Genomic DNA, 26,613 nt, shown 5'->3' with positions numbered 1-26,613 from the left:
TTCAGCTCACTTCGCGATCTTGCGGACGTCCCCCGCCCGGGTCGCCCAGTAGACGAACGCCTCGTCGACGGCGATCGCGATCGCGTCGAGCTGGCCGACGGCGAGCGTCGTCACGGCGCCGCCGGCCTTCGGGACCTTGCGGATCGAGCCGACGCGGTTGGCCCAGTAGACAGCGCCGCCGTCGCCTGGATCGACGGCTATCCCGGCGGGGTTCGGCTGATCGTCGGCGAGCACCGTGAGGTCGGCGCCGTCCTTGGCGAGCCGGAATACGAACCCGTTCGGGCTGCTCCAGAAGAGGTGTTCGGCGTCGACGGCGAGGGTGTGAGGCGTGAGGTTCGTCGTGTCCACCACCTGGCCGGACGCGATCTGGCGCCGCTCGGTGCCGTCCTTGCGGAGCTTCACGACGGTGCCGTCGGTCCGGGACCAGTAGAGGTGCTCCGCGTCGCTCGCGAGCGCGCCCCCGGGCTCGGAGAACACGCCGGTGATCTCCTGCGCGCGCTGTCCGCTCGTGAGGGCGTCGATGCGGTAGATCCCGCCCTGAGAGAGCGAGGTGAACCAGGCGTCGCTGCCGTCGGTGACGACCGCCCAGGGGTCGGGGATCGCGGTGGTGAGGGGGATCGCCGCGCCGCCCGACAAGGGGTACCGGAGCACGCCGGATGACCCGGTGACGATGGCGTCGGCGCCGAGCAGGGCGATGTCCTCGAAGCGGTCGGCGCTGCAGCCCACGACCCCGGGAGGAGCGCCGTTGACGAGGCACGTCGCGCCGCCGGAGAGCTTGTCGACGCGGACGGCGATGCCGCCGGCGTGCTGGAAGCCGACAAGGTAAAGGGCGCTGCTGTCGACGGCGAGGGCCGACGGCACCGCGAGGCCCGAGGCGAGCGACGTGGCGCCCGGGGCGCACTCCCCGGCGTCGCAGAGGCCGCCCGCGCAGTCGTTGCCGCACGCGCCGCAATTGAAAGGATCCGAGGCGAGCGCGACCTCGCAGCCGTTGAAGGCGTCGCCGTCGCAGTCGGCGTACCCCGCGTCGCACGCGACCTCGCAGGCGCCCGCGACGCAGGTGGAGGCGGCGTGGAGCGCGCTGCAGGTGTTGCCGCAGGCCCCGCAGTTGTCCGCGTCGCCCTCGACGTCGGCCTCGCAGCCGTTCGCCGGCTCGTCGTCGCAGTCGGCGTGGCCGAGGTCGCACGCGAGCGAGCACCTGCCGGCCGCGCACGAGGGCGTCGCGTGCTGGTCGCCGCAGACGTTGCCGCAGAACCCGCAGTTGTCCACGTCGCTCGACGTATCCCCGCAGTCGTCGCCGCCGCCCCCCGCGCCGTCGCTGTCGAGGCAGAGGCCGAACGCGCGGATCGAGCCGGTGAACGCCTCGCAGCGGGCATGGACGCCGGACATCGCGGCCAGATCGCACTCGTAGGCGAGCTCCGGCTCGAGCGTCCCGCAGCACGTATCGAGCAGCGCCTCGCACGGGGCCGCGCTGAACGGCTCGTCCGGGGCGAGCCTCGGGCAGCGGCCCGCGTCCGCCGCGCCGCCGAGGTAGTCGAGGCACCGCGCCGCGTCGGACTCCCCCGCGAGGGCGGCGCAGCGCTCGCGCGCCCCCTCGGGGAGCGAGGGACAGCACCGCTCCGACAGATAACCGCAGCTCTCGGCCGCGGGGTCGACGTCGGCGCAAAAGCCGTTGTCCTTGGCGTCGCTCTCCAGGAACCGGTGACACAGCTGCTCATTGCCCCGGAATCCGGTCGCGTGGCACGCTTCCCTGAGCTGCGCCGGCAGCGCCGCGCAGCACGCGTCGAGCAGGCCGGCGCAGCTCGGGCCATAGGGGACCACCGGCGCCCCACCCTCGCCGGCCCCTCCGGTGCAGAGATCGACCGCGTTGGCGCTCGCGAGGAAATCGTCGCACGCGGCGTCGTTCTCCTGGCTCGCGGCGGCGTCGCAGCCCGCGACGAGCTCTTCGGGGAGCGCGGGGCAGCACGCTTCGCCGAGGTGCTCGCACCCTCGCCCAGAGCCGCTCGCCACGGGGGCACACGCGCCGAACGCGGTGCCCTCCGCGTTGCACTGCTGCGCGCCGAGCGACCCGTCGGCGAGGAAACAGGCGGACAGGGCGCCTGGCGCACAGATGGCATCGTCACCGCAATCGGCGCCGAACAAGGCGAGTGCGAGGAGGAGCGCGGGGCGGAGGCGTGAGTCGTTGCGACGCATGAGGGGCGGAGTTAACGCTAAAGCGCCCCGGAATGAGCTGTCAATTGGAGTTCCGATCCGACGCACGCCTGAAACCGACGATCGAAACCGGGCATTGGAGCGCACCTGTCGGCCAATTCCCGACAGGCCGGCGACGCGCAGCGCTCGCGACATCGGCCGAATCGGTGGGCGCCCGCTGAAGCATTCCCTCGATTTTCGGGGAAATTCACGGGGAGACGGGGAGACGGGGAGTTACATCCCACGCATCTCCCCGTCTCCTCGCCTCCCTGTGAATTTCCCCGCTCGGGCGCGCTCCGCCCCCTAGCGCCGGTCGAACTGGTACCGCGCCCGCTCCGCGCCCTCGATCTCCACCACGATGCGCTTCGGGCCGAGCCGCACGACCGCGTGCGCCGCGGCGGGGCGGCCCGGCGCGTCGTCGTCGAGGTTCTCGATCAGGCTCTGGAGCGTCACGTACGGGATGCCGCGGATCACGTCGAGGTGGTTCCAGTGCAGGTGGCCGTTGAAGACGGCGAGCACGCCGTGCTCCTCGAAGATCTTCCGCATCGCGCGCCGCTCGCGCACGAGGCAGATGTGCGGGCTCCCCTCGAACCAGCGGTTGCCCCGGAGATCCTGATCGGCCGCGCTGTGGTGCATCAGCACGATCTTGGGCAGCGGGGAGGCCGCGAGGTCGTCGCCGAGCCAGGCGAGCTGCTCTGGCCCGAGCGAGATGTCGTGATCCTTGCGCTCGCGCGTGTGGAGGACCGTGAAATGGAAGCCGCCGCGATCGAACGAGTAGTGGAGCCGCGTCGCCTCGGGCCTGCCCCAGGCGGACAGCAGCTCTGCCTCGCTCAGGTGGACCACGTCGTGGTTGCCGGCGACGTGGAAGAGCTCGGCCTTCAGGCCGCGGAGCGCGGCCATGCAGGCGCCGTAGCGCTCCCGGTCGGCCTCGGGCCCCTCGTCCTCGATGTCGTCGCCCAGGTTCACGACGAGATCGGGCCGCGTGACCTCGTTCATCCGCTTCACGAAGGCGCGGGTCAGCTCGGGCGCCTCGCCCGTGAGCTTGCGCAGCTTGCCCCCGAACGACGCCTCCGGGCCGAAGTGCAGGTCCGAGACGAGGGCGACGACGAGCTCCATGCGCGCCTCGCCGCTCAGCCCGACTTGGCGCCGGGCTCCGGCGCCGCCTTGGAGCCGCCCAGGCACGGGGGAGAGCGGAAGTCCGCGCCCCCCTGCCGCTCCCACTCGTCCGGCGTCATCGCGCGGATCGTCAGGGCGTGCAGCCCGGAGCGGAACTCCTCGCGCACCACGTCGTTGACGCGGCGATGGCGATCGAGCGGGCTCAGGCCCCGGAATGCCTCGCTCACCACGAGCACCTTGAAGTGGGTCTCCGAGCCCACCGGCACGCTGTGCATGCGGCTCTCGTTCTCCACCTCGATGTGCACGGGCTCGAGCGCGCGAACGAGCTTGCCGTGGATCGACTCCTGCTTCGTCCCTGTCGTCATGGCCGCGCGAAGCTTACCCTCCGCCGCGCCGCCGGTCACCCGTGGGACGCGGCCCCTCGCCGACAAAGGGATCGCCCGGCGCCCCCGCCAACGGATGAGCCGCCCGGCGCGCCCCGGCCGAGCGTCACTTCGCCTGCGGATCGGCGCGCGGCAGACCTCGCTCATCGAACAGGAGAGCGATGTCGACGTGGAACTGCGCTCTGCGAGAGGACGGCGGCGCTTGATGGGAGCTCGGCGGCGCGCGATGGGAGCTCGGCGGCGCGCGATGGGAGCTCGGCGGCGACGCGGAATGACCGCCGTGCGCCTCGCCGTCCTGCGAGCCCATCGCGAGCGCCTCCCGCTGCGGGAGTGCCGCGCCTGGCTGCAGGCCGATGTTCTCCTCCCACGGCTGCGCGTCGCGCTGCTCCCACGGCTGCGCGTCGCGCTGCTCCCACGGCTGCGCGTCGCGCTGCTCCCACGGCTGCGCGTCGCGCTGCTCCCACGGCTGCGCGTCGCGCTGCTCCCACGGCTGCGCGTCGCGCTGCGCGGCAGGCGACGGAGGCACCTGCCGCGGAAGCGCATGCGCCGCCGGCGTATCCCGACGTGGAACCACCCCGGCCTGCTGCCGCGAGCTCGGAACGGCCCGTTGCGACAGCGGTGCCGACGCCTCGCGCCGTGCAGACGTCGCGGCCGGCGCATCCCGACGCGCGTACGCTCCGGCCTGCTGCGAGCCAGCCATCGGCGTATCCCGCCGCACGTATGCCTCGGCCGGATGCGAGCCGGCCAGCGGCGTATCCCGCCGCACGTACGCTCCAGCCGCCGGCGATGCCTGCACCGGCCTGGACGCGTCCCGGCGCGCAACCACCGGGCCAGCGGCCGGCGGCGGCGGGAGCGGCGTCGGAGCGGGCAGCTCACGGCGCGCCCGCGACGAGGGCGGCCCCACCATGACCCCCAGGCGCTCCGAGCGCGGCACCGGCGCCTCGCGCGGGCGGTACGCCGCCTCCCCCGGCGCCTCCGCACGTGAGCGCTCCGGCCGCTGCGCAGCCACGGCAGCCGCCACGCGCTCGCGGTACGCGAGCTCCTGCGCTCCTGCGCTGCGAGGCGCCTGCGCGCCCGCGCTGCGCGGCCCCGAGCGCGGCAGCGGCGTCGCCTCGGGATCGCGCCGCGACGCCGGGTCCGCCTTCATCACCCCGATGGTCAAGCGCTCCGACCGCGGCACCGACGCGCTCTCGTCCGCCGGCATCATCGAGTAGCGACCGGGCGTCTGCTGCCGCGAGCGCTGCTTGCGGCTCTCGCGCGCCGCCGTGGCCAGCAGCGCCCCGAGATCGTCGTCCACCATCGCCTCGTCGACCCGCACGAGCGTGCTGACCACGTCGCGCGCGATCTCCTCGAACGCCTCGGGAGCGAGCGCGTAAGTCGACGACGTGACCACGATGACCACCGGCCGACGCTCTTCCGCGAGCGCGGCGGCCATCGATACCGGGCACGCCTTGACGATGATCCCCACATCCATCGCCGCCGTCTGGCAGCGCTGGAGCAACGCCTGATCGCCGCCGATGAGAAGGGCCGTCGGGATCTGGGCGCGAAGCGTGGCGTCAGAGATTCGCGGCATCGGTCCCAGGATCCTAACCCCCCTGCCGCACCCCGAGGTCAGGAAAATCCTGTCATCGGACATTCCACGTCATGTCTGGACAACGAGCTCAGCCGATGTGGGGTAGTGCGCGCCGCCGGATCACATCACGGATGCGTAGGTGCCGTGGGCAACTCGGTGAGATGGCAGGCGGCCCAGTGCCCAGGGCGACGCTCCTCCAGAGGAGGGGCCTCGGCGCTGCACCGGTCCATCGTATAGGGACAGCGTGTGTGAAAATGGCATCCTGACGGCGGGTTCAGCGGACTCGGCACCTCGCCGACGAGGGGCAGGCGGCGGCGCGTGCGCTCCACGTCGGGATCCGGGATCGGGATCGCCGAAAGCAGGGCCTGCGTGTACGGATGTTGCGGTGAACGGAAGAGCTCGTCCGGGCGAGCGCGCTCCACGATCCGGCCGAGGTACATCACCGCGATCTCGCTTGACAGGTGGCGGACCACGGCGAGGTCGTGCGCGACGAACACGTACGTGAGCGAGAGCTCGCGCTGGAGCGACGCGAGCAGGTTGACGATCTGGGCCTGGATGCTCACGTCGAGCGCGCTGACCGGCTCGTCCGCGATCACGAGCTTCGGCTTCAGGGCGAGCGCGCGGGCGATGCCGATCCTCTGCCGCTGGCCGCCGGAGAACTCGTGCGGATAGCGCCGCATGTACGAGGGCGAGAGCCCGACGAGCTCCATGAGGCGCGCCACCTCGCGCAGCGCCTCGTCGCGCGACGAGACGAGGCCGTGGGTGGAGAGCGGCTCGGCGACGAGGTCGTGGACCGTCATGCGCGGGTTCAGGCTCGCGTACGGGTCCTGGAAGATCATCTGCATCTCGCGGCGCGCCTTCCGCAGCGCGCCCGGCTCGAGCGTCAGGATCTCCTGGCCGTCGATCTTCACGCTCCCGGACGTGGGCGGGACGAGGCGGAGGATGCCCCGGCCCGTCGTCGACTTGCCGCAGCCGGACTCGCCGACGAGGCCCAGCGTCGCGCCGCGGTCGACGTCGAACGAGACGCCGTCGACCGCGCGCACCGTGCCGACCTGCCGCTGGAGCAGGCCGCGGCGCACCGGGAAGTGGACCTTGAGATCGCGCACCGAGAGCAGCGGCGGGGGGGTTCGGGCGGTGGTCATGGCGCTCGTCCTGCGACGTCCTCGACGTGGCACCGCACGACGTGCAGCGCCTTCCTGTTGCCCTCGCCCGAGACGACGCGCGGCGGCGGCGCCTCCTCCCGGCACGCCGCGATCGCGTGCGCGCAGCGCGGGTGGAACGGGCAGCCCGGCGGCAGGCGCGCGAGCGAGGGCGGCATCCCGGGGATGGGGACGAGATCCGCGCCGCGCGCGTCGTCGAGCCGCGGGATCGAGCGCGACAGGCCGATGGTGTACGGGTGCCGGGCCGCGTGGAAGATGGCGCCGACGGGGCCCTCCTCGACGATGCGCCCGGCGTACATGACCGCGACGCGATCGGCCATCTTCGCCACCACGCCGAGGTCGTGCGTGATGAGGAGGACGGCCGCGCCGAGCGCCTCCTTCCGCTCCCCGATCAGGTCCAGGATCTGCGCCTGGATCGTGACGTCGAGCGCCGTCGTCGGCTCGTCGGCGATCAGCAGATCGGGGTCGCACAGGAGCGCCATCGCGATCATCACGCGCTGCCGCATCCCGCCCGAGAGCTGGTGCGGGTAGTCGTCGATCCGCGACGCCGCCGCGGGGATCCCGACCGCCTGCAGCATCTCGACGCTGCGCCGGCGCGCCTCGGCGCGGCCCATGCGGCGGTGGAGCTCCAGCACCTCGATGAGCTGCTCGCTCACCCGGAGGTAAGGGTTCAGCGACGTCATCGGATCCTGGAAGATCATCGCGATCCGGTCGCCGCGGACGCGCTCCATCCGCGCCTCGCTCGCCTCCACGAGGTCCTCGACGACACCGCCCTCGGACTCGAGAAGGATCTGGCCGCCGACGATCCTGCCAGGCGGGTCGGGGATGAGCCGCAGGAGGGAGAGGCTCGTCACGCTCTTGCCCGAGCCGGACTCGCCGACGATGCCGAGGACCTCTCCGCGATCGAGGCTGAAGGAGATGCCATCGACCGCGCGGACCACCCCCTCCTCGGTGAAGAAGTGGGTCTTCAGGTTCTTGACCTCGAGCAGCATGGTCCGTGCGGGTACGCGCGTGTCCCGGAGGAGGGAGCGCGGCGCCCTTCAGTCCTTTCGGATGCGAGGATCCAGGGCGTCGCGGAGCCCGTCGCCGAGGAAGTTGAAGCAGATCAGCGTGAGCGCGAGCATCAGCGCCGGGAAGACGAGCTGCCAGGGGAAGAGGTCCATCGCGTCGGCGCCGGTGGAGGCGAGCAGGCCCCAGCTCGACAGCGGCTCCTGCGTGCCGAGGCCGAGGAAGCTCAGGAACGCCTCGGTCATCATCACCTCGGGGATGGTGAGCGTCGTGTAGACGATGATCGGGCCGACCGCGTTCGGCACGAGGTGCCGGAAAATCAGCGCGGCGTGCCCGACGCCGATCGAGCGCGCCGACTCGATGAACGGCTGGCCGCGCAGCGCGATGACCTGGCCGCGGACGATGCGGGCCATGGTGAGCCAGGAGATGCCGCCGAGGGCCGCGAAGACGACGACGATCTGGAAGATGGGGAAATAGCTCGGGTCTGAAGGCTCCTTGACGAAGAGGCCGAGCGCTACCTTCCAGGCGCGGTAGAGGACCGTCTGGTCGTTCGCGAAGAAGACCATCAGCAGGATGACGAGGATGAGGAACGGGAACGTGTAGAGCACGTCCACGATGCGCATCATGATCGCGTCGACCTTGCCGCCGAAGTACCCGGCTACCCCGCCCCAGCTCACGCCGATGACGAAGCTCACGAGCGTCGCGACGATGCCGACGGCGAACGAGATGCGCCCGCCGAAGAAGACGCGGGCCATCAGGTCGCGGCCGAAGTAGTCGGTGCCCATCCAGTGGGCGAGCGACGGGGGCTGCGCGCCGAGCTTGAGATCCGCCTTGTCGTACCGGTAGCTCGACAGCTCGGGCACGAGGATGCAGGCGAGGATCATCGCGATGAGCACGACGCCGCAGGCGACCGCGGCGCGGTTCTTCCGGAGCCGCCGCCACGCGTCGCGGCCGAGGCTCGATCCCTGCTCCAGCTCGTCGAGCCGCAGCGGGCCGGCCGGGCTCGGCGCCGCGCCGCCCGCGCCGCCCGCGTTGACAGGCGCGGCGGGCGGATCGCCGGGGGCGGCGGGCTGCGGGAGGGCGGCGTGGAGCATGGTCAGCGCAGCTCCACCCGCGGGTCGATGAAGGCGTACGCCACGTCGACGATCGCGTTGAAGAGCATGAGCAGGAAGCCGTAGACGAGCATGACCCCCATCACGAGGTTGTAGTCGCGGTTCGTGGCCGCCTCGACGAAGTAGCGGCCCATGCCGGGGATGTTGAAGATCTTCTCGACGACGAGGGAGCCGACGAGCAGGCCGCTGAAGCCGGGGCCGAGGAAGCTCACGACCGGGAGCAGCCCGCCCCGGAGCGCGTGCTTGAGGACGACCTTGCGCTCGGAGAGCCCCTTGGCGCGGGCGGTGCGGATGAAATCCGAGCGGATCACCTCGAGCATCCCGCCGCGCGTCAGCCGGGCGATGTAGGCCGCGACCGGGAGCCCGGCGCAGATGACGGGCAGCACCATGTGCCGCCACGTCTCCCAGCGCGCCACAGGGAACCAGTAGAGCTTGAGCGAGAAGACGAGCATGAGCAGCGGGGCGAGCACGTACCGCGGCACGCTGAGGCCGACCATGGCGACCCCCATGGCCGCCGTGTCCTTCCAGGTGTTCTGGCGGATCGCGCCGATGATGCCGAGCGGGATGCCCGTCGCGAGGGCGAAGAGCATCGCCCAGCAACCGAGCTGCATCGACACGGGCAGGCTGAGCGCGATGATCTCGTTGACGGTGCGGTTCGGGTACTTGAACGTCGGGCCCAGGTCGCCTCGGGTGACGAGCGCAAGGAGCCAGTCGCCATACTGCTTCAGCACCGGATCGTTCAGGTGGTACTTGGCGTCGAGCTGCCGCTGGACCTCGACGGGCACGGCCCGCTCCTGGTCGAACGGGCCGCCCGGCACGATGCGCACAAGGACGAACACCAGGGTGGCGACGAGGAAGAGCGTGGGAATGATGGAGAGCAGCCGCTTGATGGCGTACGAGCTCACGGCGCGCCGCCTCCCGGCCGTCGGGCCGCGCCGTCCGCTCCGTCATCCCGCCGCCTTCCGTGGATCCCGAGCGATGTCACGAGGTGCCTCCGTGCTGCCTTCCTTCAGCGCGGCGACCGCCGCGATCGCCGCGAGCGCGCGCCGCGACCTCCCGCATATCACGGAACCGCCGGTCGACCGCGGCGTTTCGCGTCGCGCGAAGCGCCGCGGCCGAGGCGGCCTGCGCGCTGTGTCCCGCGTTCATGCGCGCCTGTTCACGGCTAGCCCTTGAGCTTGCCCTGGTCGCGGAGCTTCACGAGCTCCGCGTAGCCGCCTTCGAGGACCCCGCCGACGAACACCATCGGGAACGTCGGAAAGCCCGCCCAGAGCTTGATGGCGAGCCGCTCCTTCCACCTGGAGAGGTAACTCCCGTACTCCAGGTAGGTATATTTCACGCCCTCTCCGTCGAGCAGCTGGCGCGCCTTCTTCACGAAGGGATTCTGGGCCATCCCGACGACGACCACCCGGTCGCGGCTCACCGCCGCCGCGACCTCGTCGATGATGGACCGATGAAATCCGGCGATCTGCGACTTCACCGTGTCCGAGATCTTCTCGGGAGCAAGCGTGGGACGTTCGGCCATGGAATGAGCACCTCCGCGCCGGGAGCGTACCGGCCCGAAGACGACACGGTCAACGGCCGGATTGGCCGGAGACGGCTCGCGTACGGCGCACGTCTGCACGCCAGAGGGTGAACCAGAGAGACACGAGCTCCCGCAGCGGGGCCGAACTCCCCAGCTCCTCGGTGCCTCGAATCGCGCCTCCGCGCGACGATTCCGTCCGTTACGGGATGAGCAGCACCTTCCCCGTCGTCGCCCGCCCGGCGAGCGCGCGGTGCGCCTCCGCCGCGTCGGCGAGGGGGTACGTGGCGCCGATCGAGATCGTGAGCTCGCCGCGCGCGATCGAGCCAAGCACGTCGGCGGAGCGCTCGAGCAGCTCCTCGCGCGTCGCTGTGTAGTGGCCGAGGCTCGGCCGCGTGAGGTAGAGCGACCCCTTCTGGTTCAGGATCTGCGGGTCGAACGACGGCACCGGGCCGCTCGACTGGCCGAAGAGCACCATCGTGCCGCGCAGGCGGAGCGCGCCCAGGCCCTTCGCGAACGTGTCGCTCCCCACGCCGTCGTAGATGACGTGGACGCCGGCGCCGCCCGTGAGCCGGCGCGCCTCGGCCTCGAAATCGGCCTTTGTGTACAGGATCACCTCGTCGGCGCCCGCGTCTCGCGCGAGGCGCGCCTTCTCCTCGGTCGAGACGGTGCCGATCACGCGCGCGCCGAGGCGCTTCGCCATCTGGCACAGGAGGAGGCCGACCCCGCCCGCGGCCGCGTGGATGAGGCACGTGTGGCCGGTGCCGAGCGGGAACGTGGAGCGCACGAGGTACTGCGCCGTGATGCCCTGGAGCATCGCGGCGGCGGCGCGCCTCGCGCCGACGCCCGCGGGCACGGGGACGAGCTTCGAGACCGGGATCCGGACGTGGGTCGCGTACGATCCGGGGCCGCCGGTCCACGCGACCTCGTCCCCTTCCCTCACCTCGGTGACGGACGGCCCCACCGCCTCGACGCGCCCCGCGCCCTCGAGGCCGAGCGGGATGGGCGGCTCTAGCTTGTACTGGCCGCTCCGCTGGTAGATGTCGATGAAGTTCACCCCCGCGGCCTCGACGCGGACCACGGCTTCCCCCGGGCCCGGCGTCGGCGTTGGGAGCTCCTCCAGCGTCATCACCTCGGGGCCGCCTGCGGCTTTCGGTCGGATCGCGAGCATGCCGCCCATGTTGTCGAGCCGCGCTGGGCCGTCAAGCGACCGGCGCGATCATCGACGCGCATCGAAGCCGACGCGCATCGAACCCATTGCTGTCCCGCGCACGCCGTGGATGATGCCTCCATGGCTCTCCATCCTTCCGAGTCGCTCCCCGCGAGCAACGCCTCTCCCGCCTCGCCCTCCTCCGCGCCCCCGCCTGTGACCGCCGCCTCGGCCGGCACGGGCCGAGCAAACGCGACGGCCGCGCCGTTTCCCGCGGACTTCCTGTGGGGCACGGCCACCGCGGCCTACCAGATCGAAGGCGCCGCCAGCGAGGATGGCCGGACGCCCTCCGTGTGGGACGTCTTCTCGAAGACCCCTGGGAAGGTCTTCGAAGGGCACACGGGAGACGTCGCCTGCGACCACTACCACCGTTACAAGGAAGATGTCGGGCTGCTCGCCGAGCTCGGGGTCAAGAGCTACCGCTTCAGCGTCTCGTGGAATCGGGTCCTCCCGGACGGCACGGGCAAGGTCAACGCGAAGGGGCTCGACTTCTACGATCGCCTCGTCGACGAGCTCCTCCGCGCCGGCATCGTGCCCATGTGCACGCTCTTCCACTGGGACTTCCCCCAGGCGCTCCAGGATCGCGGCGGGTTCCTCCAGCGCGACGTCGCCGACTGGTTCGCGGACTACACGACCGTCGTCGCCCGGCGGCTCGGCGATCGCGTGCCCTGGTGGGTGACGCAGAACGAGCCGCAGGCGTTCATCGGCAACGCGCTCCTCAACGGGGTCTTCGCCCCCGGGCTCAAGCTCCCCTACCGGGAGTACCTGACCGCCGCCCACAACCAGATGCGGGCGCACGGCAAGCAGGTGGACGCCCTGCGCGCCGCGGCCACGGCGGCGAAGATCGGCTATGTGCTCGCCACCCAGGTGCAGCGCCCGGCGACCGAGGACCCGGCGGACATCGAGGCGGCGCGCGAGGCGATCTTCTCGGTCTATGACAAGAACCCCTGGAACAACGCCTGGTGGATCTGTCCGGTGCTCGAGGGGCGGTATCCGGAGAGCGGCCTCCGGCTCTTCGGCGACGACATGCCCGAGTTCCCCGCAAGCGACTTCGACCAGATCAAGCGGCCGATCGACTACCTCGGGCTCAACATGTACTCGGCGGGCACGTGGCGGCAGGGCAAGGACGGCAGGCCGGAGCGCGTCGTCTCCCCGCCGGGCTACCCGCGCGGGACGCTCGACTGGCTGCAGATCGTCCCCAGCACGCTCTACTGGGGATCGAGGTACTTCTGGGAGCGGTACAAGCTGCCCATCGGGATCACCGAGCACGGCCTGGCGACGCGGGACCAGGTCTTCCTCGACGGCAAGGTGCACGACCCGAAGCGCATCGACGTCATGCACCGGTACCTGCTCGGCCTGGCGCGGGCCGTCGAGGAGGGCGTCCCGGTCGTCGGGTACTGGGCCTGGTCGCTCCTCGACAACTTCGAGTGGGCCGAGGGCTACAAGGATCGCTTCGGTCTGGTCTACGTCGATTACGCGACGCAGCGACGGATCCCGAAGGACTCGTTCTCCTGGTACCGACAGGTCATCGCGACCGGCGGGCGCTCGCTCCTCGGGCCGACAGCCGTCGCGTGGGACAACGTGACCGGCTGATCCCGGCGGCCCGCGGCCCGGTCCCACCCCGGGCCGCGCGGGCCGCGCTGCATTCCTTGGTCAGCGGGGTTTGCGGCCGATCGCGATGTTCGCCGTCACCGGGACACGCACGGCCCCGCCTGGTTCGGCGAAAGACTCGATGGCGGCCCGCAGCGGTCCGCGTAGCCGAGCGCGCCCGTCGGCGTCCAGCGCGACGTAGATGTGCATGAAGCGCAGGATCTCGTCGAGATCCGCCATCACGTGGTCCACCGAAGCTCCGCCCCATGCGCCGTCGACCGTGTGCACGGCGACCTCGCCGCACCCGGCCCCGAGCAGCTCGGCCTTCAGGCCCTCCAGCGAGCACAGCACCGTCATGCCCTGGGGCGGCGGCTGGAGCGGCGCCTCCGGGAAGGTGCGGCGATAGGCCTGCAGGAAGAGCGGCGCCGGGCCTGCCCCCTCCGGGCTCGACCAGGCCGCCACGACGACACGGCCCCCGGGCCGGGTCGCGCGGACGAGCTCGGCCATGCCGCGGCGCCAGTCGGGAAACATCATGACGCCGAACACGGAGCAGCTCACATCGAAGGTCGCGTCCTCGACCTCCAGCGCCTGCCCGTCCATCACCCGCGCCTCGCTCCCTGCGAAGGGCTGCAGTCGCTCGCGCAGGCGCGCCGCCATGCCGCGCGAGAGATCGGTCGCGAGCACGCGCGCGCCCGCCTCGGCCGCGGCCAGCGCCAGGGCGCCCGTCCCTGCGGCGACGTCGAGCACGCGCTCGCCGTGCCCGATCCCGCCCGCCAGCGACAGCGCCGCGCGCGCGAAGCCCGCCGTCAACGGCTCGGCCCAGCGCTCGTAGCTGGCCGCCATGGCGGTCCAGTGCGCTTCGTCGCTGAAGTTGAGTGGCTCAACGCGTTTGGTCATCGGCCATTCCTCTTGTCATCGTTCATGGGAGAGGAGCCTGTCACCGTCCGAGGAGCACGTCACTGGCGGCGCTTTCGGTGGATCTGGCCTCTTTTTCGATCGCCGCACCTCTCCCGCGGCCAGGCCACGGCGACGGCGGCGCGCTCCGCAGGATTGTCGCTGGAGCCCTTTCGTGCTCCCCTGGTGATCGCGGAGGAGCCCCGTGGCATCGGTCGCTCCCTCGCCGGCGCGACGCGCAGCTCGGGGTCCTCCCCCACGCTCCGCCGACCGCCGGCCCGTCAACGCAGTCGTGTGGAGGCTCCCATGTCGATCGCCGGTCCCCTCTTAGGAATCGTGATCACCCTCGTCGTGCTGGGCGTCATGGCCGTGGTGTTCGTCACCGTCTTTCTGCCCATGATGAAGAACGCGAACAAGATGCTCGCGGGCGCGAACGAGATGATCCAGGCCCAGACGGCGGCGGCCAACCTCCGCATGACGGGCCTGCCCGCGCAGGCCCGCGTGCTCGTCGTCCAGCCCACCGGCACGATGATCAACTACCAGCCGCAGTGCCGGGTCGACCTCGAGGTGTATCGCCCGAACGCGCCGCCCTACCGCGCGGCCATCCTCGCGGTCATCCATCAGATGGCGATCCCGCGCGTGCAGCCGGGCCTCGTCGTGCCGGTCAAGATCGACGCTGCCAACCCCAACAACATCGCGCTCGACGTCTGAATCGCCTGCACGCTCGCGGCGTGTGCCTCGCGGTCGGATGCCGGGCTCAGGCCTGCGAGAGGGCGCGGGGCGAGCCCGGACGCCTCACAGCGGGATGTCGACGGGCACGAAGCACGAGATGTTGGTCTCGATGCGGAAGTTCGACCCGTCGGTGTGCCGCTCCGCGTGGAAGATGTCCATCGCGTAGCTGTTGCCCGGGAAGATGCCGAGATCCTGGGCCTGGGCATCGAAGTCGATGACCCCCGTCTCCGGCCCGTGCATGCTGCCGAGATCGAGCGCGAGCTTGCCGTTGATGAAGATCCAGATGTCGTCGTCGCCCCGGAAGGTGAACGTCTGACCGGCGACGTAGCCGAACATCAGGTGGATCTCGGTGGTGAAGAGGAAGTTCTGTCGTTTGCCGTTGTTGGGCGGGGTGATCCCGAACCCCTCCTCCGGCGCCAGCGGGAAGAAATCCGCGCTGTCGAACACGTACTGCCCCGATCCGGGCGACGACTCCTCGAGCGCGAGCTCCTTGGTGAACGTCATGTTCACGCCCGCCGCGTCCCGGTACCACTGGTTGAAGCTGTCCTCGCTCGTGATGGTCTTCTGATTGCCGACACCGTCCCTGCAGCCGAGCGGTGTCTCCATGTCCGCGAAGCAGCCAACGGAGTCGAGGAACTGCGGCTTCAGGTCGCCGTCGAGCGTCGGCTTGATGAGCTGGCGGCGGACGACGTCGCCCCTGAAGTTCGCCATCTCGAAGTCGGGGTGCGTCTCCTTGAAGTCGCGATACGTGACATCGAGGACGCTCTTGCAATCGCTGCCGCCTGCGCCGCCTGCGCCGGCGCTCGCGTTGCCCCCCGTGATGGTCCCGAAGTCGTCGCCGGTCGAGCTGCTAACGCCGCTCGTCGGCGTCCCGCCGCTGCTCGCGGGCGTCCCGCTGCTGCCGCCGGACCCGGAGGTCGGGCCGCTGCTCTCGTCGGGCGTCGAAGAGCACGCCAGGGCTACCGCTGCGAAGGTCAGAAGAAAGAAAGAACGAGGGTACATGGTGCACTCCTAGGGAGCAGAAGAACAACCATATTTCGCGGCTTTTGTCAACCACGTCTCCTGGCGATCGCGTGGTGAAGCGTTGCCGCAAGTGTTGCTGCAAGCGCGGGGAACATGCCTTGTTCGATGGACCAGGCGGCGGCTGCGGCGCGCCTCCCTCGCTCCCCGCGCTTTTCTTGCTTCCCTCGCTTGCCGTCGCTTGTTTCGCGTTGCGCTCGCGTTGCGCTCGCGTTGCGCTCGCGTTGCGCACCTGTCGAATCCGGCCACCACCATGGGCGGGCTCAGGCTCAGACGAGGCGGTGTCCCCCGTCGACGCGCAGCACCTCGCCCGTGGTGAACCCGTTTCCCATGAGGAAGAGCGCGGCGTGGGCGATGTCCGCGGGCGCGCCGACGCGCCCGACCGGGAGGCGGCGCGCGTGCTGCGCGAAGCGCTCCTGCTTGGCGCCGCCCGCGAGGGAGTCCCAGACCGGCGTGTCGACCCAGCCCGGCGACAGCGCGTTCACGCGCACCGGCGCGAGCTCCACGGCCAGGGCGCGCACGAGCGCCATGAGCGCGCCGTTCACCGCGGCCACGACCGCCCCGCCGGGCCCCGGCCGCTCCGCCGCGATCCCGGCCGTGAACGTGAGCGAGCCGCCCGGCTCGATCCGCGCGTGCTTGGCGACGTGGAGGGCCGCGACGAGCTTCGAGTCGATCACGCGGCGCGCCGCGGCGATGTCCAGCGCGCGAATCGGCTGATAGTGCCCCTCCACCGCCGTCACCACCACATGGCGCGCCGGCGGATGCTCGTTGAACAGACTCCGCACCTCGGCCTCCTGCGTCGCGTCGGCCGCGAAGGTGCGCACCCGGCGCGGCTCCCCGAGCTCGGCCGCGGCGCCCACGAGGCGCTCGCGCGAGCGGCTCACGACGGTCAGAGACGCGCCGCGCTCGAGGCAGGCCCTGGCCACGCCGAGGCCGATGCCCGACGAGCCACCGATGACGACGACATGCTGATCTTCAAGGTGCATGAGCGAGGCGTAGCGCGCGCGCCTCGGGCAAACCATGGGATGCTGTGGCATGCTCCGTCTCATGAGCGGGATGATCTCCATCGAGGACGTGCGCCTCTTCGCGGCCGTCGCTCACCACCTGAGCTTCGTCGAGGCGGCGCGCCGCACGGGGGTGCCCACGAGCACCGTGAGCCGCCGGGTGGCGCAGCTGGAGGAGGCGCTGGGGGTGCGGCTGCTCCAGCGCACCTCACGCCGGGTCGGCCTCACCGGCGAGGGCGCCCGGCTGATCGAGCGCGCCGGGCCGCTGCTCGACGAGCTCGGCTCGGTCCTCGACCGGGCCGCGGATCGGGAGGACGAGCCCGCGGGCAGGCTCCGGGTGACGGCGCCCGTGATGACGGGCGCGCAGCGGATCGCGCCGGCGCTGTTCTCCTTCGCCGCCCGGCACCCGCGCCTGTCGCTGGAGCTCACGCTCACGAACGCGGTCGTCCCCCTGGTCGAGGAGGGCATCGATCTCGCCTTCCGCGCCGGGCCCGTTCAGGACGCCGACCTCGTGGCGCGGCGCCTGTGGTCGCTCCCGTACGCGCTGGCCGCGTCGCCGCGCCTCGCGCAGGACGCGCTCGAGGGCCGCTCGCGGCTCGCGCGCGCGTCGCTCGGGTCCGTGCCCGCGGTCCTGAGCCACCCGGGCGCCACATGGCGCCTTCGCCGGCGGGACGGCTCCATCGAGGAGGTCCGGCCGCGCGCGCAGTTCTGCGTGAACGATCCGCGGGTGGCGATCGCCGCCGCGGCGCAGGGGCTCGGCGTGGTCTGCGCGCCCCGCGAGGTGATCGAGCAGCAGGGCAAGGCGCTCGTCGAGCTCACGATCACGGGGCGCACGGTCGAGCCCCGCGAGCTCTTCGCGGTGTACCCGTCGCGGCGGCTGCTCTCCACGCGGGTGCGGCTGGCGATCGACTGGGTGATGAAGCACCGCTGACCGCCCCGGCGCGCGCCGCCGTCGCGATCAGGACATTTGGAGCTCGATCCGCTGCCAGTCGGCCGCGACCTCGATCTCGACGCCCCCGTCGATCGCGCGGTGCGACCTGGCCCCGACCACGGAGCGCGGCGCCGGCACGCCGTGGACGCGGATCGTCTCCACCTCGCGCGCGAGCGGCAGATCGCCCGTCGCGCTGCGCTCGAGCGCGAACGTGGCGCCGTCGAGGCCGCCCTCGATCCGCGTGACGCGCGACGCGCCGTGGCCGTCGCCCTCGTCCTCATAGAGGCGGCCGCTCACGCGCTCCGCCGCGTGGACGTGCCATGTGATCTCCTCCCAGCTCGCGCTCGTCGTGTGCATCCGAGGCGCGGTGAGCGCCACCGCGCCTCCGGCGCGCAGCCACACGGGGACCACCCCGAGCGGCGCATCGGCGATCACGTGGCGCCCGCCCTGGTCCACGCTCCCCGCGCGCTCCAGGTTCGCGAAGTCCATCCATGCGCCGGCGGGCAGGTACACGAGCCGCTTCGACTGCCCTGGCCGCACCACCGGCGCCACGAGCAGATCGCCGCCGAACAGGAGCTGATCGAACGCGTGGAGCGCCTCTCGGTCGCCCGGCGCCGCGAAGGACAGCGGCCGGAGGACCGGTATCCCCGTCTCCGTCGCCTCGTGCATGAGCGTGTACAGGGTCGGCAGGAGCCGGTAGCGCCGCTCGAGCGCCGCGCGCGCGAGGCCGAGGTACGGCTCGCCGAAGCGCCAGGGCTCCTGCGCCGGCCTGCCCCTCGCCGCGTGGTTGCGCATCAGCGGATAGAACAGCCCCGCCTGCATCCAGCGCACGAGCAGCTCGCCGTTCGCGCGCCCCGTGAAGCCCGGGATGTCCGCGCCCACGAACGGCACGCCCGAGAGGCCGAGGCCGATCAGCATCGGGATGGACGCTTCCAGGTGGGTGAAGTTGCTGGCGAAGTCGCCCGTCCACACCGCGGCGTACCGCTGGATGCCGGCGAAGGCGGCGCGCGTCAGCACGAAGGGGCGCCGCTCCGGCGCGTGGCGCGCGAGGCCCTCGTGGGCGGCCCGCGACATGCCGAGTCCATAGACGTTGTGGACCTCGAGGTGACGCCGGGCGCCGTGGCGCGCGTCGTCGGGGAGCGTGCTGCCCTCGATGGCGCCGAGGCCCGCGGCGCGCCCGCCGCTCGGCGCCGGCAGGCCCCTGTCGGGGCGGACGGAGAAGCACGCCGGCTCGTTCATGTCGTTCCAGATGCCGGCGATGCCCGCGTCGACGAACGGCTTTTGCAGATCACCCCACCAGCGCTGCACCTCCTCGCGCGTGAGATCGGGAAAGACCGCCGGATCGGGCCAGACCTCTCCCACGAGGGGGCCGCCGCGAGGCAGCCGGACGAGGTAGTCTCGCGCTCTCGCCTCCTCGTAGACGGCATATCCCTCGTCGGCCTTGATCCCCGGGTCGACGATCGTCACCAGCTTGATGCCCTCGGCCGCGAGCTCGCGCGTGAGCCGCGCCGGGTCGGGGAAGCGCGAGCGGTCCCAGGTCCAGACCCGATAAGCATCCATGTAATCGATATCGAGGTGGACAACGTCGAGGGGGAGGCCGCGCGATCGGTAGCCGCGGACGACGCCGCGCACGTCGTCCTCGGTCTCGTAGCCCCAGCGCGACTGGTGCGCCCCGAGGCTCCAGAGGGGCGGCATGGCCGGGCGACCGGTGAGCGCGGCGTAGCGCCCGAGGACGTCGGCCGGGTGCGGGCCGGCCAGGAGGTAGACGTCGAGCTCGGGGCCCCGCGACTCCCATTCGATGCGGGTCGGGTCGTTCAGGGCGATATCGACCTCCGAGCGCCACGGCTCGTCGAGGAAGAGGCCCCAGGCCACCCCGCCGCGGAGGGCGATGAAGAAAGGGATCGAGGCGTAGAGCGGGTCGGACTCCACGTGCGGCGGGAAAGCGTCGGTGTTCCAGAAGGTGAATCGCAGGCCGCGCTTGTCGAGCGGGCCGACCTTCTCGCCGAACCCGAGGTAGGCCTCGCCCGGCGGCGCCGCGAGCGAGAGCCTGGACCGGAGCTCGTCGACGGGGAACGCCGGCCGGACCTGCCCCGAGACGGCCTCGCTGCGCGCGAGGGCGCTGCCCGCGGCGTCGCTGAAGATCCATGTGCCCGCGGCGAGCGAGATCTCGAGAGAGGCGCCCTCGGCGCTCACGTGGAGCGTGTCCCCCTCGCGTCGCGCGGAGAGCGGCAGCGCGCCGTCTGCCACCACGGCGAAGGAGTGTTTGGGGGGCAGATCGGGGTGCGTGAAGCTGGTCACCGCGGACGAGGGGGCGTGGCGCACGCGCAGCACGCCGGGGCCTGGACAGCGGATCTCGACCGCGGCGCGGGCGCCCCAGAGGAGCACGTGCGCCGCGCCGATCGAGGCGTCGGTGAGGAGGCTGTGCGCGCCCGTCATGACCCCCCGAGCCGCCCCGGCGGCGGAAACTCCAGCACGGGCGGCGGCTCTCCGGCCGGCCCCTCCTTCTGCTTCTGCCAGTCCGGGTCGATCCAGAGCCATTTGATGAGCTGCGTGTTCCGCGCGTTGGGGATGAAGCCCCTCACCCACGGCTTCACCAGGGTCGGCTTCTCCTCGAAGTAGAGCGGTATCCTGCTCATCCCGTCGAGCGCCCGCCGCTCGGCCGCGCGGAAGCGCCGGATGCTGTCCCTGGGATCGGCCGTCGCGGCCGCCTCGCCGACCGCCTTGTCGAACTCCGCGTCTGCCCAGCCGGTCCGGTTCTGGGGGCTCTGCGACAGGAACGTCCCGAGCCACGTCTGCGGATGGTTGTAGTCGGCCAGCCAGCCCAGCCGGATCACCTGGAAATTGCCGTCGCGGAGGTCCTTGAGCATCACCCGCCACTCCTCGCTCCGCAGCGTCGCGGAGACCCCGAGGTGGCGCTTCCACATGTCCTGGATGGCCACGGCGACCTGCGCGTGCCCCTCCCCCGTGTTGTAGAGGATCTCGAGCGGCGGAAACCCCTTCGCCCGCAGCTCGTCTCCCTCGCGGACGACCTCGTACCCGGCCTCGGCGAGCAGCGCGCGGGCGCGCGCCGGGTCGTGGCCGACCTCGGGGCTCGAGAACGGATCCACGCCGCGCGCCCTGTCCTCCGCCGCCTGCTCGGCATAGCCGGATCCGGTGATGTCGGGCACGTAGTGGGTCGCCGGCTTCCCGAGCTGCGTGATCTTCTCGACGAGCTCCCGCTTGTCGATCGCGAGGTTGAGCGCCCACCGGACGCGCGGATCGTCGACCGGCGGCTTCCTCGTGTTGAGCTCGTAATACACCGTGGAGAGGAACTCGCTGCGCCGGAGATCCTTCTTCCCGGACAGCCAGCTGCGGTGGTCGTACGGGAGCTCGCAGTTGTCTCCCAGGTAGTCGATGTCCCCCGCCTTGTAGAGCTGCAGAGTGGCGTTGTACTGGGCGATCTCCATCCAGACGATCCGGTGGATCCTGAGCGCGTCGTGGCCCCAGTACGCCGGGTTCCGGTTCATCGTGATCTCGTACCGGAACTTCCACTCGTCGAGCCGATACGGTCCGTTGACCACCATGTTCTCGGGGCGAAACCAGAGCTCCGGCTCGCCCCGCGCCTCGAACGGCTCGACGACGTCGCGGCGCACCGGGAACAGGGTGACGAAGCTCGTGAGATCGGTGAAGTACGGCGCCGGCTGCTCGAGCTCGACGTCGAGGGTCAGGTCGTCGCGGGCCCGCACGCCCACGGCGGTGTCGTCCTCCACGAGCGAAGACGTGGCGACGAACCCGGTCGCCCCTCCGGAGCCCGAAGGCGGCGCGGCGCGAGCGCCTGGGGCCGCGGCGGCATCATACGTCGGGAGGCTCGCGTGGGGCGCGACCAGCGCGTACGCGGCGGCCTCCACGGGCGCGAGCAGGCAGCCCGGGAGGAAGCCGCGGCCCGCTGGTCCCTCGATCTCGAACCAGCGGTCGGCCGCGCCATTGCAGGCGACCGGCGGCCCGGCCGCGAGGAGCGCGACCTCGGCGCCCCGCCACCCGCCGCCCGGGGTGGCGTCGCGCGGCGCGGGCGGCGGGGTCGCGCCCGCAGCGTCGAACGAGAGCCGCTCGCCGGCGCCGGTCGCCTCGTCGGGCTCGGCGTACGTCACCGAGGTCACCCCGGTGGGCGGCGCCGGCAGGGGCGCCACCGCCGACGTCACCCGGGCGGGCGACTGGCCGAGCACGACGACGAACGCCCCCTTGGGCAGATCGAGCGCGGGCGGCGCGTCGGGACGAGGCGCGCGGCGCAGCGTCGCGCCCTCGCGCAGCGCCTTGAGCTTGCCCAGGTTGAAGAGCTCGCCGTTCTTGAGGACATGCAGGTTCGTCGCGGCGAGCGAGGCCGTCGACGGGCGCAGCACGCGCTTCCACGCGTACTCGAAGTCGTGCGCCGTCACCGGCTTGCCGTCCGACCAGCGCGCCTCCGGCCGCAGGTGGAACCGGAAGAACCGGTTGTCGTCGCTCCGCTCCCAGCGCGCCGCGACCCCTTGCGTCGCGTGGAGATCGCCGGGCGCGTAGCTGGTCAGCCCCTCGAACATCTGGTGGAGCAGCGTGATGCTCACGGAGTCCACGGCCTTGCCGGGATCGAGGTACTCCGGCTCTTCGCCGTTGTTGACGTAGAACGTCGTGACGTCCTTGCCGACGCGCGACGTCGTCCCGACGTAGCCCTCGGTCTCGCCCGCGCAGGCCGCGAGCGCGCACGAGAGGGCCGCGAGCAGGAGCGCTCTATCGCGCCTCAGATCCGCGGCCCTAATCGGCGAACCCCTTCGGGTTCTGCTCTTGCCAGCGCCAGCTGTCGCGGCACATGGTCTCGAGATCGCGCTCCGCGCGCCAGCCGATCAGCTCGATCGCGCGCGCGGGATCCGCGTACACCGAGGCGACGTCCCCGGGGCGGCGCGGCACGATCTCGTGGGCGACGCGCCTCCCGCTGACCTTCTCGAACGCGGCCACCATCTCCAGCACCGAGTGTCCCCGCCCGGTGCCGAGGTTGACGGTGAAGCTGTCGCCGACGGTGAAGATGCGGTTCAGCGCGGCGAGGTGCCCGAGCGCGAGGTCGACCACGTGAATGTAGTCGCGCACGCCCGTGCCGTCCGGCGTCGGCCAGTCGCCCCCGAACACCCGGAGCTTGTCGCGCCGCCCCACGAGGACCTGCGTGATGAACGGCGTCAGGTTGTTCGGGATCCCGTTCGGATCCTCCCCGATGAGCCCGCTCTCGTGGGCGCCCACGGGGTTGAAGTAGCGCAGCGACCCGAGCGACCAGCCCCCGGTGGCCGCCACGTCGCGCAGGATCTGCTCCACCATGAACTTGGACTGCCCGTAGGGGTTGGTCGGCCCGAGCCGGCTCCCCTCGTCGAGCGGCACGCGCTCGGGATCGCCGTACACGGTGGCGGACGAGCTGAACACCAGCTTCCGCGCGCCCCGCGCGTCGAGCGCCTTGAGCAGGCACACGGTCCCCGCGACGTTGTTCTCGTAGTACGAGAGCGGCTTCTCGACCGACTCGCCGACGGCCTTCAGCCCCGCGAAGTGGATGGTCGCGTCGATCGGGTGCTCGGCGAGCAGCCGATCCAGGAGCGCCGCGTCGCGGATATCGCCCTGGATGAACGTCACCTGCTTCCCGGCGATCCGCTCTACCCGCTCCACCGCCGCCTTGCGGCTGTTGCAGAGGTTGTCGAGGATCACCACCCGGTAGCCCGCGTGGAGGAGCTCCACGCAGGTGTGCGAGCCGATGTAGCCCGCGCCTCCGGTGACCAGGATCGTCTTGCTCATGTCGTTCTCCCGAGAGGGTCTATGCCGCGCTCTCGTCGATGAGGCCACGGCACAGGCCGGCGCGTCAACGGGGACCTCAGGGCGCGGCCGGCCGGCCCAGCGGCGCCGTCAGGGCGCGCCCAGCCGCCCCGGCGCGGGGAACTCGAGCTCCGGAAACGCGGTCTCGTTCGACGGGTTGTCGCGCCAGCTCGGGTCGTTCCACAGCCACTTCACGAGCTGCACGCCGCGCGAGTTGCCCTTGAACCCCTTGACCCACGGCTTCACAAGCGTCGACTTCGTGTAGAAGTAGAGCGGCAGCTTGGGCATGCGGTCGAGGGCCCGCTTCTCCGCCTTGCGGAACGCCCGGATGCTCTCCTTCGGATCGGCCGTCGCCGCGGCGGCGCGCATCAGATCGTCGAACTCCTGGTCGGCCCATCCCGTCCGGTTCTGCGGGCTGTACGAGAGCAGCGTGCCGAGCCACGTCGCCGGGTGGTTGTACTCGCCGATCCAGCCGAACCGCACGACCTGGTAGTGCCCGTCGCGCACGTTCTTGAGCATCACCTTCCACTCCTCGTTCCGCAGCGTGACCGAGACGCCGAGGTGGCGCTTCCACATGTCCTGGACCGCGACAGCGATCTGCTTGTGGCCCTCGCTCGTGTTGTAGAGGAGCTCGAGCGCCGGGAAGTTCTTCGCCCGGTACCCGTCGCCCTCCTGGACGACCTCGTACCCTGCCTCGGCGAGCATCGCGCGGGCGCGCTCCGGGTTGAACGCGACCTCCGGCGACGAGAACGGATCGACCCCGAGCTTCCTGTCCTCGGCGACCGCCTCGTCGTAGCCCGATCCGGTGTAGTCCGGGACGTAGTGCGTGGCCGGCGTCTGCCCCGCCCGCGTGACCTTCTCGACGATCTGCCGCTTGTCGACAGCGAGGTTGAGCGCCCAGCGGACGCGGGCGTCGTCGACCGGCGGCTTCTTCGTGTTGAACTCGAACCAGTAGATGGAGAGGTACGGATACCGCTGAAAATCCCGCTTGGTCGACAGCCAGTCCATGTGCTCGGCAGGGAGCGAGGTGTTGTCGCCCAGGTAGTCGAGATCTCCCGCCTTGTAGATGTTCATCGTCGCATTGTAGAGCTCGACCTCCAGCCACACGACGCGGTGGATCTTCAGCTTGTCGCGGTTCCAGTACATCGGATTCCGCTTCATCGTGATCTCGTAACGGAACTTCCACTCATCGAGCGTGTAAGGGCCGTTGACCACGATGTTCTCGGGGCGGAACCAGAGCTCGGGCTCGCCGCGCTTCTCGAACGCCTCGATCACGTCCTTGCGCACGGGGAAGAGCGTCACGTAGCTCGTGAGATCGGTGAAGTAGGGCGTGGGCTGTTCCAGCTGCACGTCGAGCGTATGGTCGTCGCTCGCCCGGACGCCGACAGCGCCGTCGTCCTCCACGAGGAGCGCGTCGGGCACGAAGCCCACGGGGGGCTCGCCCTGCGCGGCGCTGCCGGAGGGCGGCGCCGCGGCGTCGTACGTGGGGAGGCTCGTGTGCGGCGTGACGACGGCGTACGCCTCCGACCGGGGCGCGGCGCCCGCGCTCTCCTTGCCCGGGTTGCCGGCGTTGCCCGCGGGGGGGACGAGCGCGCAGCCCGGGAGGAAGCCGCGCGCGCCGCCCCGCTCGATCTCGAACCACCGGTCGGCGGCGCCGTTGCATTTGCACGGCGGGCCCACGCGAACGATGTCGACGACGGCGCCCTGCCAGCCGCCGCCGGGCGCCGAGCCGAGCGGCGCCGCGCCGCCAGCGGCCGCGTCGCCCCCTGTCGCGCCGCCTCCGGCCGCGCCGAACGAGAGCCGATCGCTCGCGCCGCCCTTCGCGTCGCCCTTCGCGAAGGTCACGGCGGCGGAGCCCTCCGGCAGCGCCGCGAGGGGCGCGATCGCGGTGTCCACCTGGATTGGCGAGCGCGCCAGCACCACGACGAACGCCCCCTTCGGCAGATCGAGCGCGGATGGCGCGTCGGGCCGGGGGGCCGCGCGGAGCGGCGCGGCCTCGCGCAGCGCCTTGAGCTTGCCGAGGCTGAACAGCTCGCCGTTCTTGAGGACGTAGAGGTTCGTCGCGGCGAGCGACGCCGTGGAGGGGCGCAGCACGCGCTTCCACGCGTACTCGAAGTCGTGCGCCGTGACCGGCTTGCCGTCGGACCAGCGCGCCTCCGGCCGCAGGTGAAACCGGAAGAGCCGGTTGTCGTCGCTCTGCTCCCAGTGGGTCGCGACCCCCTGCACCGGGCGGAGGTCGCCGGCGCCGTAGGTCGTCAGCCCCTCGAACATCTGCTGCACGAGCGTGGAGCTCGCCGAGTCGTTGGATTTTCCTGGATCCAGGTACTCGGGCTCGCTGCCGTTGTTGATGTAGATGGTCTCTGTGTCCTTGCCGACGCGCGCGGTCGTCCCGGCATACCCGCCTTCGCCCTCGCTGCACGCCGAGAGCGCGAGGATCGCGAGCCCGAGCGCCGCGGAGGCGCCGCGCGCCCCGCAACCGGCGCTCCCGCCGCCCCCCGCGCCGCCGGCACCTCGTCGCTCCGAAGCCCGTCGCATATCGCGCGCGTAGCACGGCGCTCCGGGGGCAGGAAGACAGGGGTTACCCGGTCCGGGCGCCGCACCGGAGGTAAGGCTCCGCGGCACCTGTCCCTGACGGCACGTTCGATCGACGACAGCGAGGAGAATCGACGACCGCTGTGCGATCACCGGCGCCAGAGCGCCTGCAAATCGAACGAGAGCTGGCGATGGTGCTTGATGGCCAGGAGATGGATCCGCTCACCGCTGAGCGCGTAGAGCAACAGGTACTCACCGGCGATGTACTCCCGCAGCGACGCGTCGGAGCCGAGGCGGCGCTTCAGCGCCAGGATCCGCGCCTCGACCTCTGCGGAGTGTGGCGCCCGCGCAAGGAAGTCGAATCCTATCAGGGGCGAGACTTCCAGGCTCGGGATCACGTCGTCGAAGACGAGATCCAGAAGCGCGCCGAAAGCGGAAGAGATCCCCGCCTCCTCCAGAAACCGCCGGATCTCGTCCAGGTTCCGCTCGAAGTTCTCGGTGACCCGAACGGTGGCGCGGCGGCTCATCGGCCGTGCTTGGCGCGGAGCTCCTCCACACTCATCGTCCGCCCGGCCTCGATATCGTCGAGGCCCCGATCCGCCTCCTCCAGGAGCGTGAGGTGGATGTGCTCGCGTTCGAGGCGGTGATAGTGGTCTAGCCTGCGTGCGTCGACGAGGGCGATGTAACCCTCCCCGTTCCGCGTGAGGATCTTCTCGTGACCCGCGCGAACCTCGTCTGCGAGCTCCGTGAGCCGGGCCTCCGCCTGGCTCAGCGGAACGATGTCCTCGGGAGAAATCGCCATGCGGTGCCCCTGTCGCGTCGAGGTGCAACGATCTGGTA

Annotated in this window: 22 protein-coding genes; 3 read left to right on the top strand and 19 right to left on the bottom strand. The window is 71.4% G+C overall.

All coding sequences use genetic code 11. From position 1 onward, the window contains the following. Positions 1–6 precede the first annotated feature (6 nt). The 10 genes from WMF46_RS18990 to WMF46_RS18945 form a co-directional block, all read right to left on the bottom strand. Positions 7–2,190, bottom strand: a complete 2,184-nt coding sequence (locus WMF46_RS18990; protein WP_437986897.1) for a hypothetical protein — start codon at positions 2,188–2,190, stop codon at positions 7–9. A gap of 300 nt (positions 2,191–2,490) precedes the next feature. Beyond that, the gene (locus tag WMF46_RS18985; RefSeq protein WP_437986896.1) at positions 2,491–3,303 is read right to left on the bottom strand and encodes a metallophosphoesterase family protein; all 813 of its coding nucleotides are present in this window, start codon (positions 3,301–3,303) and stop codon (positions 2,491–2,493) included. Positions 3,304–3,317: 14 nt separating this feature from the next. After that, positions 3,318–3,668: a BolA family protein gene (locus WMF46_RS18980; RefSeq protein ID WP_437978518.1), complete on the bottom strand. Its 351-nt coding sequence runs from the start codon at positions 3,666–3,668 to the stop codon at positions 3,318–3,320. Between the two features lie 124 nt (positions 3,669–3,792). After that, entirely contained in the window at positions 3,793–5,259 is a 1,467-nt protein-coding gene (locus WMF46_RS18975) for a hypothetical protein (protein WP_437986895.1), read from the bottom strand. Positions 5,260–5,384: 125 nt separating this feature from the next. Beyond that, a complete protein-coding gene (locus tag WMF46_RS18970; protein WP_437986894.1) occupies positions 5,385–6,401 on the bottom strand; it encodes an ABC transporter ATP-binding protein in 1,017 nt (338 codons plus the stop codon). Continuing rightward, positions 6,398–7,411, bottom strand: a complete 1,014-nt coding sequence (locus WMF46_RS18965; protein ID WP_437538075.1) for an ABC transporter ATP-binding protein — start codon at positions 7,409–7,411, stop codon at positions 6,398–6,400. Before WMF46_RS18965 ends, WMF46_RS18970 begins: the two co-directional genes overlap by 4 nt. 48 nt (positions 7,412–7,459) lie before the next feature. Further along, positions 7,460–8,521 (bottom strand): ABC transporter permease, encoded by a 1,062-nt coding sequence (locus WMF46_RS18960; RefSeq protein WP_437986893.1) that lies wholly within the window; start codon positions 8,519–8,521, stop codon positions 7,460–7,462. Positions 8,522–8,523: 2 nt separating this feature from the next. Next, positions 8,524–9,444 (bottom strand): ABC transporter permease, encoded by a 921-nt coding sequence (locus tag WMF46_RS18955; RefSeq protein WP_012236088.1) that lies wholly within the window; start codon positions 9,442–9,444, stop codon positions 8,524–8,526. A 260-nt stretch (positions 9,445–9,704) separates the two neighbouring features. Beyond that, positions 9,705–10,064: a glutaredoxin domain-containing protein gene (locus WMF46_RS18950; RefSeq protein WP_437553672.1), complete on the bottom strand. Its 360-nt coding sequence runs from the start codon at positions 10,062–10,064 to the stop codon at positions 9,705–9,707. 199 nt (positions 10,065–10,263) lie between these two features. Continuing rightward, positions 10,264–11,232, bottom strand: a complete 969-nt coding sequence (locus tag WMF46_RS18945) for a quinone oxidoreductase family protein (RefSeq protein WP_437986892.1) — start codon at positions 11,230–11,232, stop codon at positions 10,264–10,266. Between the two features lie 120 nt (positions 11,233–11,352). Here WMF46_RS18945 and WMF46_RS18940 point away from each other — a divergent pair, with 120 nt between their 5' ends. Next, on the top strand, positions 11,353–12,864 hold the full coding sequence (locus WMF46_RS18940; protein ID WP_437986891.1) for a GH1 family beta-glucosidase: 1,512 nt from the start codon (positions 11,353–11,355) through the stop codon (positions 12,862–12,864). 60 nt (positions 12,865–12,924) lie between these two features. On the opposite strand, the gene WMF46_RS18935 is transcribed toward WMF46_RS18940, so the two are convergent. Continuing rightward, positions 12,925–13,758 (bottom strand): class I SAM-dependent methyltransferase, encoded by an 834-nt coding sequence (locus WMF46_RS18935; protein WP_437986890.1) that lies wholly within the window; start codon positions 13,756–13,758, stop codon positions 12,925–12,927. Positions 13,759–14,061: 303 nt separating this feature from the next. Here WMF46_RS18935 and WMF46_RS18930 point away from each other — a divergent pair, with 303 nt between their 5' ends. Next, positions 14,062–14,466, top strand: a complete 405-nt coding sequence (locus tag WMF46_RS18930) for a hypothetical protein (protein WP_437553661.1) — start codon at positions 14,062–14,064, stop codon at positions 14,464–14,466. An 84-nt stretch (positions 14,467–14,550) separates the two neighbouring features. Here WMF46_RS18930 and WMF46_RS18925 read toward each other — a convergent pair whose 3' ends face one another. Together WMF46_RS18925 and WMF46_RS18920 are read right to left on the bottom strand one after the other, a co-directional pair. Continuing rightward, positions 14,551–15,489 carry a fibro-slime domain-containing protein gene (locus WMF46_RS18925; RefSeq protein ID WP_437986889.1) on the bottom strand — a complete coding sequence of 313 codons (939 nt, stop codon included), beginning with the start codon at positions 15,487–15,489 and terminating at the stop codon, positions 14,551–14,553. A 287-nt stretch (positions 15,490–15,776) separates the two neighbouring features. Beyond that, positions 15,777–16,493, bottom strand: coding sequence for an SDR family oxidoreductase (locus WMF46_RS18920; RefSeq protein ID WP_437986888.1), 717 nt, complete (start codon positions 16,491–16,493; stop codon positions 15,777–15,779). Positions 16,494–16,542: 49 nt separating this feature from the next. On the opposite strand from WMF46_RS18920, the gene WMF46_RS18915 reads away from it, so the two are divergent. Continuing rightward, the gene (locus WMF46_RS18915) at positions 16,543–17,442 is read left to right on the top strand and encodes a LysR family transcriptional regulator (protein WP_437986887.1); all 900 of its coding nucleotides are present in this window, start codon (positions 16,543–16,545) and stop codon (positions 17,440–17,442) included. Between the two features lie 27 nt (positions 17,443–17,469). On the opposite strand, the gene WMF46_RS18910 is transcribed toward WMF46_RS18915, so the two are convergent. The 6 genes from WMF46_RS18910 to WMF46_RS18885 form a co-directional block, all read right to left on the bottom strand. Continuing rightward, positions 17,470–19,878: a glycoside hydrolase family 31 protein gene (locus WMF46_RS18910; RefSeq protein WP_437986886.1), complete on the bottom strand. Its 2,409-nt coding sequence runs from the start codon at positions 19,876–19,878 to the stop codon at positions 17,470–17,472. Next, positions 19,875–22,019 (bottom strand): peptide ABC transporter substrate-binding protein, encoded by a 2,145-nt coding sequence (locus WMF46_RS18905; RefSeq protein ID WP_437986885.1) that lies wholly within the window; start codon positions 22,017–22,019, stop codon positions 19,875–19,877. Before WMF46_RS18905 ends, WMF46_RS18910 begins: the two co-directional genes overlap by 4 nt. 187 nt (positions 22,020–22,206) lie before the next feature. Next, positions 22,207–23,223 carry a UDP-glucose 4-epimerase GalE gene (gene galE / locus WMF46_RS18900; RefSeq protein ID WP_437986884.1) on the bottom strand — a complete coding sequence of 339 codons (1,017 nt, stop codon included), beginning with the start codon at positions 23,221–23,223 and terminating at the stop codon, positions 22,207–22,209. A gap of 108 nt (positions 23,224–23,331) precedes the next feature. Further along, a complete protein-coding gene (locus tag WMF46_RS18895) occupies positions 23,332–25,776 on the bottom strand; it encodes a peptide ABC transporter substrate-binding protein (protein WP_437986883.1) in 2,445 nt (814 codons plus the stop codon). Positions 25,777–25,922: 146 nt separating this feature from the next. After that, entirely contained in the window at positions 25,923–26,300 is a 378-nt protein-coding gene (locus tag WMF46_RS18890; protein ID WP_437986882.1) for a hypothetical protein, read from the bottom strand. Next, a complete protein-coding gene (locus tag WMF46_RS18885) occupies positions 26,297–26,575 on the bottom strand; it encodes a type II toxin-antitoxin system Phd/YefM family antitoxin (protein ID WP_437553645.1) in 279 nt (92 codons plus the stop codon). The genes WMF46_RS18890 and WMF46_RS18885 overlap by 4 nt, the downstream gene beginning before the upstream one ends. Positions 26,576–26,613 lie beyond the last annotated feature (38 nt).

It is taken from the genome of Sorangium sp. So ce117, assembly GCF_051524395.1.
Classification (GTDB): domain Bacteria; phylum Myxococcota_A; class Polyangia; order Polyangiales; family Polyangiaceae; genus Sorangium; species Sorangium cellulosum_B.
Note: the sequence above shows the minus strand (reverse complement) of the source record. Positions and strands in the feature narration are given on the sequence as shown.